The following is an 11,502-nucleotide window of genomic DNA, read 5'->3' as shown; positions in this document are numbered from 1 at the left end:
GTAAGACGGATTACTTATACCCGTTGGGGTTTTGGGACTGCCATCGCCAGCTGTCTTCGCACATCTGCTCGACAGACTTTTTGGCTTCCCAGCCCAGGACTTTTTTGGCGTAGGAGGGGTCGGCGAAGCATTTGGCCACGTCGCCGGTGCGGCGCTCTACGATCTTGTAGGGGACTTTTTTGCCGGAGGCCTTCTCGAAGGCTTTGACCATGTCGAGCACCGAGTAGCCGTTGCCGGTGCCGAGGTTGACGGTGAGTACTCCTTTGTGCTTTGTAAGGTACTCCAGGGCTTTGAGATGGCCGCTGGCGAGGTCGACGACGTGGATGTAGTCGCGGACCCCCGTGCCGTCGTGGGTGTCGTAGTCGCCGCCGAAGATGCTGAGGCAGTCGCGTTTACCGACGGCGGTCTGGGCAATGAAGGGCATGAGGTTGTTGGGGATGCCGTTGGGGTCTTCGCCGATGGTGCCAGACTCGTGGGCGCCGACGGGGTTAAAATAGCGCAGCAGGGCAATGCTCCACGCCTCGTCCGAGACGGAGAGGTCCCGCAGGATCTCCTCGACGAAGAGCTTCGTCTTGCCGTAGGGGTTGGTGGCGCTGAGGGGGAACTCTTCGGTTATCGGGGTGGTGTGCGGGTCGCCGTAGACGGTGGCGGAAGAGCTGAAGACAATGTTTTTACAGCCGTGCTTTTGCATGACCCCGCAGAGGACCAACGTGCCGTGGATGTTGTTGTCATAGTAGCGCAGGGGCTGCTCGACCGACTCGCCAACAGCCTTGAGCCCGGCAAAGTGGATGACGGCCGAGATGTCGTAGGTGTTAAAGACCTTTTCGAGGTCCTCGGAAGAGCGGATGTCCCCTTTGACGAAAGGGATGCTCTTGCCGACGATCTTCTCGACCCGTCGCAGGCTCTCACGTGAGGAGTTGGAAAAGTTGTCAAAGACAACCACTTCGTACCCGGCCTCTGCCAACACCACACAGGTGTGCGAACCGATGTACCCTGCTCCGCCTGTTACTAAGATCATACATCCATCTTTCGTCTAAAAAACTGCGGAAGCTTGGAAATATTTTTGTAGATGAGACTGCCGACATGACCCATGCAGTTGTTACGAATAGCGCGAAAGTCCTCTTTTGTTTTCATCATAATGTTGCGGATGCTTTTGTTGCTGGCACCGCCGACACGCATCTTGACAAGTACTTCGGGAATGTAACGGGTCGTAATGCCCTCTCGTCCGAGAAAGCGCAAGATGGAGTCGTAGTCCGCTGCGATCTTGAAACTGGTGTCGAAGCCCCCGTACATCTTGTAGACCTTGCGTTTGACATAAAAGGTCGGGTGCGGCGGCATCCATCCGTTTTGCAGTTTGTTCAGGCCGAAGGCACCGCTTTTCCAGTAACGGACCATTTTTGAAGTGTCCTCTTTTTTAACATAGATAAGATCGCCGTAGATGGAGTCGACCTCATAGATCTTGAACGCCTCGGCGATCTTGGCAATAACATTCTCGTCCTGAAAGAGATCGTCCGAATGCAAGAACCCGACCACATCGCCCGTTGCAAGAGCAATGCCCTTGTTAAGCCCATCGTAGATGCCCTTGTCCGGCTCTGAGACAAAGGTCGTGACCTTGTCACCGTACTTCTGTATGACCTCGACCGTACCGTCAGTAGACGCTCCGTCAACGACGATGTACTCGATGTCGTCATAGGTCTGCGACAACACAGACTCTATCGCTTCTGCGATGGTCTCTTTGTTGTTATAGACAGAGGTAATGACCGATATTTTCATAATTTCTCTTTTTAAAACGGAAAGTAATGCAACTTTCCGTGGTATCTACTTTTTGACAGGAAGGAAAAATATTAATGATTTTAAACATTATACTACAAGATGTAGTTATAGTTATCGCCTCAATAGGTGATAAAATGCCAAAAAATTAGTATGCCGCGTTTATTTGTCGCCAATAAGTCGTTTACGCTTTGCAACTGCGGGGTTGCCCTGGTAAACGGTGTAAGGTTCAAGGTCCTGTGTCGCGGTCGAACCGACTGCTAGAACACTGTGACTGTGACAGGTGACGCCGGGGCAAACAGTCGCCTTAGCCCCTATCCAAACGCCTTCTTCGAGGGTCATTTTACCCAAAATAAGGTCAAACGCCACTGTTGTATAGTCATGACTGCCTGTCAAAAGGTACGCCCCCTGAGAGAGCACCACATTGTCGCCTATGGTGACCTCAGCAAGATTGTCGATCCAGACACCCTCACCAACCCAGCAATCGTCACCGATCGTCAAATACCACGGGTATTTAACGTTGACATCGGGCTTAACAACAACCCTCTGCCCCACCTTGGCCCCGAACGCTTTTAACAGTGCAACTTTGAAACCAGACGGAAACGGCAGCAGCGTTTTAAAAAAGAGCATATTGGTGAAATACCAAAGTGTCTTTTTGAGCGTACTTCCGGGTTTGTACGCTTTATTGTTGTATTGGTTTAGTTGGACCTTATTCATCTATTTCTCATTTGCCGCATCAATATCCATTCCATAATGGTCTTTGACAACCTCTTGAATGGTTTGATTATTTTTCTTGGCCAATTTTTCTATCTGATAGACTTTTGTATCTACAAGGAAACGGTACCAAAACGCGTGAAGTGTATGGAAAATGAAACCTTCTTTGCCATCGAGAAAACCGAGCTTAAAAAAATATCGATAAACAAAGTACATAAATGGACGTACAAACAATGGAGTTTTGAAATATATATTTTCTTTCATCCATCGTTTACGTTCTGTCTTATTTCCAAACAGATTAGCCACTGTATCGATATTATGGATCTTGTGTTTCGCAATAAGAAATTCTACCGCCTCACGAGTAGAATAACCATTGTGCTTAGTAGTCCATAAAGCTATATTTTCCTGACGGTCATAGTTCGACTCTATGACGTCAATATTAGAATGAACCGTAACGCCATCGACCTTAATATGCTCGTCCATCCAACGATCTTCCATTGCGCCTTTAGATCGTTTATACACCCGCAAGAAGTAGTTTGGGTAGAAAGCGCCATGCTTAATAAAACGTCCCATAAAGAAGATCTTCATCTTAACGTACACACCGTCAGCCTTGTCTTCTTCTACGATCTTTCTAAGCTCGTCAAATCCCTCTTTTGTCCAGCGTTCATCTGCATCGAGACGTAATACCCATTCATTTTTTATATCTGTGTTAGCAATCCCCCAAAGATATTGTTTAGAATAATTAATCCACTTATTAGGATAAAACTTCCCTGTATATTCTCTAGCTATCTCTTCAGTTTTGTCCTCTGAGAAAGAATCTACAATTATTATGTCATCAATGTATTCATAAACTGATTCTAAACATTCTCGAAGATTTCTTTCTTCATTATAAGTCATTATAATGGCAGTAATTGGTAATTTATTTGTCATTAATCATCTTTTCAAACAGACTTTTAAATTGAATTGCTATATTTTTCCAGTCATATTTTTGTGCTAATTTTTTTGAATTTGCTCTCATTAACTCTCGATCTTTCCCTAACATCTCAATCATTGCTTGGGTCGTCTCTTCTACACTGTTGTTCACCCATTTTCCACAGTCAGCTTCTTCCACCTCAGACCAAGGTGTATTTTTACTTGCTACTATCGGTGTTCCTGCGGCCAAACTTTCTGCATACACAAGTCCGAAGTTTTCATTATGAGAGGGCAAGACAAAGAGATCTGCATTCGCAAAAAAGTCAATTTTGTCTTGCCCACTAATTTGACCTACTAAAAAGACAGTATGCTTTAAACCAAGTTCTCTAATTTTTTTCCGAAGATTATCTTCTTCTCCTTCGTCTTGTCCAGCAATAAAGAGTTTTGCATTTTTGTGCTTTTCCAATATATTGTTAAATGAATCGATCAATGTATCGAACCCTTTCACTTTTTGCAGTCGTCCCATAGAAATAACAATTTGTTGAACATCGCCTTTCTCAGGGAACGAAGGTGCAAACTTTTTCACGAAATCTTTTGGAGCCAAAACATTGAAATTTTCAAATTCATGAACCTTAATACCATTAGCGATAACGTGTACATCAACATCAGGGAAAACAGACAAAATTTCTAATTTTTCTTTTTCTGCTGTTGCATGCCACACAGTAATAGAATTAAAAGGTTTAATTAACCATTTGAGCCAAAACATTTTAAATCTACTTCCACCAGTTAAACACCATTGTCCTAAGGTACCATGAGGTGTAAGAAGTACTCTTTTTTTAAATAGTTTTGAATAGATTAAAGCAATTGGCACAGGAGTACTAAATAAAGCTTGCACATGCACAACATCTGCTTCCGTAATATCTTGCCAGAGAGAAAAAAGAAGAGGAAAGGAAAACTTATCAACTATTGATTCATTATAATATTTAATAGATAGCTTACTTTCTTTCACTTGCCAAATATTTGTCACAACATCAAGTTTATTGCCTTTATTTGCATTAGTTGTAGATACTCTAACATCAACACCTATTTTTGCCAATTCTTCTGCTGTGTGTAAAGATGTAAAGATAGGACCGCCATATATAACGGCTGGGAAAAAACTAGGTATAACTACATTTAATTTCATTTGATTTGACTCATACTTTTTCATAATTAATATTTTTATATGGATAAATGGATCCTAACAATAGCCAAAAAACCCATCCCATTAGTGAACCAGATGAAAAAATATACCCCTCTGCAATAAAATGTACTGCAAAAAACAATAAAACAGCTAATTTATAACGTTGCATTGAACTTATTCGTTTCCAAAAACGTTTACTAGAAAGAGGTTTTAAAAAAAACACAAACACTGCACTTGCCCCTATAATACCAGTCATAGATAAAATCATTAAATATGTTGATCCTGGCTCAATACTACCGGTTATAGCACGTCCCTTTCTGTTTGTAAATTCATCGTTTTGTGATGCAAACCCTACTCCAAAAATAGGATAATTGACAAATTCCCTTATTCGGTCATCCCATAATTCTTCTCGAGTATTTTGTAGCCCTCTTTCAGTTATGTCAGAACCAATGTAATTTGCATCTGAATTAGTAGAGATTAATACTTCACTTTCATTTTTAATAATAACAACAACAACTATCAATAGCATTGATAAAAAAATGAGTAATTTACGAAAACGAAATCTACTAAAGAATAAGTAGACAATAAAACCAACTACGAAACCAATAAATGCCGTTCTAGAACCCGCCAAAAGTATTGAAAAAATGTTAAGTACAAAAAATATTAGGAACAAGGTTCTCCAACGTTTTTTGACTGACTCGGTGAACAAATAAAATGCGTATAATCCACCTACTGCAGCGATTGGTGCCAGTATCATACTATGAATAGCTAAACCAGAAAAACGCCCTTTTCCCAACTGTGGAAATCCAAGTATCCAATAGATAAAGCTTAAAGCGCCCATCAGCATGAACCCAATCAATATCCCTGTTAATAACTTATTACGTAAACGTATTAATTGCAAATTATACACTAGTGGCCCAACACTTGAAACAACCAATACCCATAATACTAAACGAACTGGTGCATTGTATTGTTCAGGTATATTATTCACTAAAATACTCAAAAGTGCAGCTATTACTATCAATAACATTCTATATTCCAACTTAGCATCTTTGAGAAATAATAATAGAATTAACAACATCCCAAAATATTGCGCTGCCTGTAAAACTTCTATTGGCATAACAATTAACAATGGAATAAAGCTGCTAAGCACCAATTGTATAAATAAGATATAAAAAGTAAGGAAAGTTACAGTTTTAGAAAATTGAAGTGTCATTGAGGCTTCCAGCTTTCTATTACATTATTAATTGTTTTACACCATTTCTCTTCTGTAATATATTGTGCTTTTTGATAACTTTTAGATCCCATCTCTATCAGTTGATTTTCTGGCATTTCTATAATTTGTTCTAATTTGCTTTTAAGATCATAAACATTAGTATTTTTAAAAACATAACCATTCACACTGTCCTCTACAAATGCAGATGCAGAACCTACTGCATCTGACACTATCATAGGAAACCCTGCATATGCAAATTCATGTATGACAACACCCCAAGGTTCAAAATGACTTGGTAGAACAAAAACACCGCCTTCCTTTATATATTCTTTTAACTCATTGGGTTGCACAAAACCAATGTGTTTAATTTTTGGATGTTCAACTTTATCTTTAAATAATGGTCCAGTTCCAATACAATGTAATTCCCATTCCCTTGTTTTTTCATCTTCTAACTCAGAAAATGCTTGCCATAATTCCTTAACACCTTTAATTTCAACATATCTACCTACAAAGACAAACCTTTTTGAAAAAGTTTGTTGAGGGTTAATCAGAGGACGATTAAAATTATTTTTATTGGCAACATAAAAGCCTCTCAATATTTGATACTTTTTAAAACCCAATTTTTCAGCATATTCCGCTTGTGGTTCACCAGGAACCCAAATATGTGAAAAAATTTTCACTAAGTATATACGGCTCAAAATAGTTCGCACATATTGTTTGATGGACCCATGCCATTGATTATCCATCGCCATAATCGTAGGTATTCTACCTGCATATATACTCACAATTTTGAGATACTTTCTCTCCATCCATCCAGAACATACTACGGCTATAGGATCAATATTCTTAACCAATTTTTCTAATGAATGAAAATCATATATATTTTTATCATACAGGTTAATATATTTTAAATCAGTTTCAAATTCATACGGTGCTTCTTTTTTATCTACAACATCTCTTATAATGTGAAGTTCTATGAGAGATGTTTGTACCCACTTTTGAAAAACATTCAGAACATAATCAGACAAACCAGCGTATAAGATAACAACTTTTTTTCTTTCCATTTTCTATCCTAAAATATTAATTATCTATTTTATAATGCTGGCGATTTCTTTTCCGAAATTTTGGGAAAGTAGAGTGCAAAATAATTTTGACAAACTTTAAAACTTTTATAGACATTTTTCCACCAATAACAGAATGTAGTATATAAATCCAATTAGAATCCCTAATTGGAACAGGCGAATCAAAACCTAGCTGTTTCAACTTTTGTTCAGCCTCTATAAACAATGTTCTTTGGCTTGGATATATTAGAAACATAAAGTTTGAATATTGTCTAGCTAATGCTAACTTGAGTTCACCCGTATTTTTAGATTGTTTAACAATTTGGCCATAACTACCAAATGACAACAAAATCGATTTCATCGCTTGATATGACATATTTTTGGATATACTCGATTGACTATCGAGCCTATAATAAATCAAAGCTTCTGCAACGAAAACTACTTTTTTAGACTTAGAAATCACACGAGCAAAAAATTCACCGTCTTGATTTTTAGTTAATGTGAGATTCCAATCACCTACTTCAGATAATAACTTCCTAGAGACCAACCACGCATGTGGTGCCAATGGTTCAAATTTCGTCCACATATCTATTAATAATCGAATTGGGTCATCATAGTTTTTATAAATAGATAGCTGTTGAAGGACAGCAAAGTTTAAATTTTCTCCTTCAAAATCACTACACTTACTAAACGCAATAGTTTTATAATCTGTTCCTTTTAATGCCAACATCTGATTTTTAATTTTATTTTTATCAAGTAAGTCATCTGCATCTAAATATTGAATATATGTACCCGATGATAGTTCAAACAATTTATTTCTAGTTACCTGAGCACCTCTATTATCATGCGTAAAAACTTTAACATTTTCATACTTGCTTTCATATTTTGATGCAATTGACAGACTGTTATCAGTTGACCCGTCATCAAAAATTAAAATTTCTGTATTTTCATAAGTTTGCGCTAATGCTGAATCAATTGTCTTAGCAATATATTTCTCAGAATTATAAAGTGGAATCAATATTGAAACTAATAGCATTTTTTTCATTTTTTCAACTCACTAATTAACACTTTATATGCACCATATTTCAAGCGAACCAGACCTAAAAAAACAACAAACCCACATAAAACCATTAATATTAGTTTCAAACTTTGATTTTCAATAAAATCAGTCAATATTTGTCCAAACAACATGACTAGAACTCCCATTAAAAATGAAATTATAAAGATAGGCATAATTTCCTTTAGCCCCTCTTGGACACTTAATCCAATCTGTCTCCATGCAGTTAATAAATTCGGATATAACATAACAATATTTGCTATTAGATACGAATAAGCTACACCTTCTACGCCAAACAAAACACCGATCGTCAATGCCCCTAAAGTCACAATTGAATTGATAGTTCCAATCTTAAACATCTCTTTTGTGTTGCCTTTAGCCATAAAAATCGACCCTGTAGTTGTCACGATCGACTGCATCATACCTACTGGAGCCAGAATGAACAAAATAACTGCAAGCCCCTCCCATTTATTTCCAAACAGGACATCAACTAAAATATCCGCCGTTGCCATCAACCCCGTCATTATTGGAAACGAGACAAGTGCTATAAAAAAAATCACACGGAGATAAGCATTTTTAAACTTTTCATTATCTTTCTGAATTTGAGCGAATGCCGGAAATAATATTCTTATTAAGACCTGTGAAATATTTTGTAATGGATAAAGCATTATTTTATAAGCTAGGCTATAGACACCAAGAGCAGAAGATCCGAGAAACTTTCCTATCAAAAAGTTATCGGCATTTCTGGAAAAATAGTTGATGATAGAAAAAGAAGACAAATGTGCGGTATAAGCCCAAATCTTCTTAATTTCTACAATTGAAAAATACCACAATGGTCGCCAATTTGACGAATACCACATCAGAAATACTAATATAACACTAGCAACTAATGTTTGTATTACCAGACTATACACGCCTAGTCCATAAATAGCAGAACATATGCCAGCAATCACGCTAAAAAGTGCTGCAATACTTTCATATATAGTTAGATTCTTAAAATTCATAGCCTTTTCATACAAAGCTTTTTGTACAACGCCAAAACTAACTATGACGAAATTAATAGCTATAGTCGGTAACAACTCTTTAACTTCAGGTCTTTCAAAAAATATAGAAATGGGCATGGCTAGTAGTGACAAAAGTATAAAAAGAATAAAGCCTATAAAAACATTAAAATAAAATACACTAGAGAGTAGCTTATCTGAAGGTCTGTTTCTATGAATCAATGCAGCCGAGGTTCCCATATCCGTAAACATCCCTAAAAAACCCACAAAAATCATGAGTATTGCGTAAGTCCCAAAATCAGTAGGAGTCAGCAACCTTGCAAATACGATTAGACTAATTATTTGCAAGACTTGTCTAAACATATTTGCAATGGTGATCCATTTAGTACCAGATAGAACTTTTTGCTTAAGCATCATTTATTTTCTTTATTTTTAAAAAGAAAGCTGCAAGATATCCATACAAATATAAAAAAGGAAGGGTGAGTTTTGTTAGTACTTCAATATCTGGTTGTTTGCTTAAGTGCAAGAAGCCTATGACTGAATTTAAAGGATTCTTACTAATACGTAAACGCCAATATTGTTGCTTCATAAAACATATAATTGAAATATTTCTTTTAAAGTAAGAATCATCAAAAATATTATTATAGTTTTTTATAATTTCGCTTAATAAGCCTGAATTATCATAATTCCAATTTTTAGTATTGCCTTGACTTACTAACACTTGGAACTTTGGTACATAAATCGAAGTTCCTCGTAAATTATTATACGCAACAAAATATATAAACGGATAAATATTTCTTAGCTTTTTATTTGACAAATATCCATCTATAAGTCCATCTCGTTTCAACACAAGGCCACTCAGTTGATGTCCGAACTGAGAAATTTTTGTTACGGTATAAAAAGAAGCAATATATTGTTTTTCTTCAAAATTAGCATATCTAGCCGGTAATATTTGTCCATCAGAATATAAAGAACTAAAACCAGGGATAATACATGTGAGACTTTTTATAGAATTGATTTTTTCAGTAATATATTTTAAATAACCTTCGGGCAGGTAATCATCATCACCAAGGTACATTATAAATTTTTCTGTGGATTTTTTAAGTAGATATATTGCATTCTTTTCTAAACCAATATTTTCTTTTTGTTGATATAACTTGATATTCACACTCTTGTTGGCAATAACCTGTTTAACAATCTTTATCGTTTCATCTTCAGAACAATTGTCTGAAACAGTTATTGATATCTCTGCTTCTAAAGCAGCATTCTCAATTTGTTGGATTAATATATTCAAATTCTTTTCTAAAAAAGACGCTCTGTTGAAGGTTGGTATTAATATTTCTAACATGAAGTTTGCCCATTTTGTTTTATCCACTCAATCATTTTACGGATTCCCTCATCTTTACTGATCTTCGGTTCCCAGCCAATCAACTCTTTTGCTTTTGAAAGGTCAGCTACAAAGATCTTCTGGTCCGACTCCCTTACCGGAAGTTGGGTATAGCTCATCTCAATATCTAACTCTTTTTCAAGAAAAGCAAACAGCTCCAGCAGTGAAGAAGAGTTTTCTATGCCGCCGCCGACATTGAATGCCTGCCCTTGAATGGCGTCGATCTTCTGTGATGCCATCAGATAAAGGTCGACCATATCTTCGGCATAGGCAATGTCTCTGACCTGTTTACCGTTACCGGAGATGGTAAAGGGCTCTTTGAGGGTGCCGTTTTTTATGTCGATCGCCTGCTGTACGAACCAGCCGATCCATCCCTGATCAAAAGTCGCGAACTGCCGTCCGCCGAACATAGATGAGTGTCTGAATACAACGGTCTTTAGGCCATAGATCCTTGCAAAGTCAAGCATGTACTGGTCGGCACTCCCTTTGGAAGTCCCGTACGGTGAGTGGAAGTCAAGGTTCACGTCTTCGTCAAACCCGTTTGGTTTCTCGACACATATGTATCGGGTCTCTGTCTCTTTATACTCAAACTGCTCAAGGTCCCCATAGACCTTATTGGTCGAGGAGTAGATGATCGTACTCTCCGGGCTGTAGAGTCTGACGGCATTAAGTAGATTGAAGCTGCCGCCGACATTGACTTCGAAGTCCATCCTCGGATCGGCGATCGAGGTGGTCATCGCCACCTGTCCGGCCAGGTGGTAGATGACATCGGGCTTATGTGCTTTAATGGTTCTCTCCACATCATTGGTGTTGCGGATATCTCCGTGGATATACTCAAAAGTACCTTGTGTTCTCAACCATTCAAGGTTTTGGGAGCTTCCGAAGCGGTACAAGGAGTCAAAGACGATCAGTTCATCACCTCTTTTGAGGATCTCGCTTGCGATGTTGGAGCCTAAAAAACCGCATCCGCCTGTGATCAGGTATTTCATGCATTCTCCTTTACAAATTCTCTGATCTTCTTGACCATATAGTTAATAGCGTCATCGCCCATCCCCGGATAGAGCCCGATCCAGAAGCTGTCGTTCATGATCTTGTCGGTGTTGGAGAGTATGCCGACTTTTCTGTACTCTTCACCTTCATTCAGGCTGTCAAAGAGCGGGTGTCTCAACATATTGCCGGCAAAGAGGTTTCTTGTCTGAATGTT

11 protein-coding genes and 1 pseudogene are annotated in these 11,502 nt (G+C 38.1%); all 12 read right to left on the bottom strand.

All coding sequences use genetic code 11. The features are described 5' to 3' along the window. Positions 1 to 10 precede the first annotated feature (10 nt). Positions 11 to 1,018: a UDP-glucose 4-epimerase GalE gene (galE, locus tag ABYK33_RS09425; protein WP_373032904.1), complete on the bottom strand. Its 1,008-nt coding sequence runs from the start codon at positions 1,016 to 1,018 to the stop codon at positions 11 to 13. After that, the gene (locus tag ABYK33_RS09420; RefSeq protein WP_373032903.1) at positions 1,015 to 1,773 is read right to left on the bottom strand and encodes a glycosyltransferase family 2 protein; all 759 of its coding nucleotides are present in this window, start codon (positions 1,771 to 1,773) and stop codon (positions 1,015 to 1,017) included. Before ABYK33_RS09420 ends, galE begins: the two co-directional genes overlap by 4 nt. A 159-nt stretch (positions 1,774 to 1,932) precedes the next feature. Next, positions 1,933 to 2,487 carry a WcaF family extracellular polysaccharide biosynthesis acetyltransferase gene (locus ABYK33_RS09415; RefSeq protein WP_373032902.1) on the bottom strand — a complete coding sequence of 185 codons (555 nt, stop codon included), beginning with the start codon at positions 2,485 to 2,487 and terminating at the stop codon, positions 1,933 to 1,935. Continuing rightward, the gene (locus ABYK33_RS09410; protein ID WP_373032901.1) at positions 2,488 to 3,414 is read right to left on the bottom strand and encodes a glycosyltransferase family 2 protein; all 927 of its coding nucleotides are present in this window, start codon (positions 3,412 to 3,414) and stop codon (positions 2,488 to 2,490) included. Beyond that, the gene (locus ABYK33_RS09405) at positions 3,404 to 4,603 is read right to left on the bottom strand and encodes a glycosyltransferase (protein ID WP_373032900.1); all 1,200 of its coding nucleotides are present in this window, start codon (positions 4,601 to 4,603) and stop codon (positions 3,404 to 3,406) included. Before ABYK33_RS09405 ends, ABYK33_RS09410 begins: the two co-directional genes overlap by 11 nt. Then, a complete protein-coding gene (locus tag ABYK33_RS09400) occupies positions 4,590 to 5,792 on the bottom strand; it encodes an O-antigen ligase family protein (RefSeq protein ID WP_373032899.1) in 1,203 nt (400 codons plus the stop codon). Before ABYK33_RS09400 ends, ABYK33_RS09405 begins: the two co-directional genes overlap by 14 nt. Next, a complete protein-coding gene (locus ABYK33_RS09395; RefSeq protein WP_373032898.1) occupies positions 5,789 to 6,856 on the bottom strand; it encodes a glycosyltransferase family 4 protein in 1,068 nt (355 codons plus the stop codon). Before ABYK33_RS09395 ends, ABYK33_RS09400 begins: the two co-directional genes overlap by 4 nt. A 16-nt stretch (positions 6,857 to 6,872) precedes the next feature. Next, the gene (locus tag ABYK33_RS09390) at positions 6,873 to 7,898 is read right to left on the bottom strand and encodes a glycosyltransferase family 2 protein (RefSeq protein WP_373032897.1); all 1,026 of its coding nucleotides are present in this window, start codon (positions 7,896 to 7,898) and stop codon (positions 6,873 to 6,875) included. Further along, a complete protein-coding gene (locus ABYK33_RS09385) occupies positions 7,895 to 9,328 on the bottom strand; it encodes an MOP flippase family protein (protein WP_373032896.1) in 1,434 nt (477 codons plus the stop codon). Before ABYK33_RS09385 ends, ABYK33_RS09390 begins: the two co-directional genes overlap by 4 nt. Further along, positions 9,318 to 10,259, bottom strand: a complete 942-nt coding sequence (locus tag ABYK33_RS09380; protein ID WP_373032895.1) for a glycosyltransferase family 2 protein — start codon at positions 10,257 to 10,259, stop codon at positions 9,318 to 9,320. Before ABYK33_RS09380 ends, ABYK33_RS09385 begins: the two co-directional genes overlap by 11 nt. Next, positions 10,253 to 11,287, bottom strand: coding sequence for an NAD-dependent epimerase/dehydratase family protein (locus ABYK33_RS09375; RefSeq protein WP_373032894.1), 1,035 nt, complete (start codon positions 11,285 to 11,287; stop codon positions 10,253 to 10,255). The genes ABYK33_RS09380 and ABYK33_RS09375 overlap by 7 nt, the downstream gene beginning before the upstream one ends. Further along, a pseudogene (locus ABYK33_RS09370) lies at positions 11,284 to 11,502 on the bottom strand (lipopolysaccharide biosynthesis protein RfbH); the annotation flags it as partial. The gene ABYK33_RS09375 and the pseudogene ABYK33_RS09370, both read right to left, overlap by 4 nt.

Origin of the sequence: Sulfurovum sp. (assembly GCF_041562805.1) — a bacterium.
In the GTDB taxonomy this organism is placed as follows: domain Bacteria; phylum Campylobacterota; class Campylobacteria; order Campylobacterales; family Sulfurovaceae; genus Sulfurovum.
This window is presented reverse-complemented; position numbering and strand designations above follow the sequence as displayed.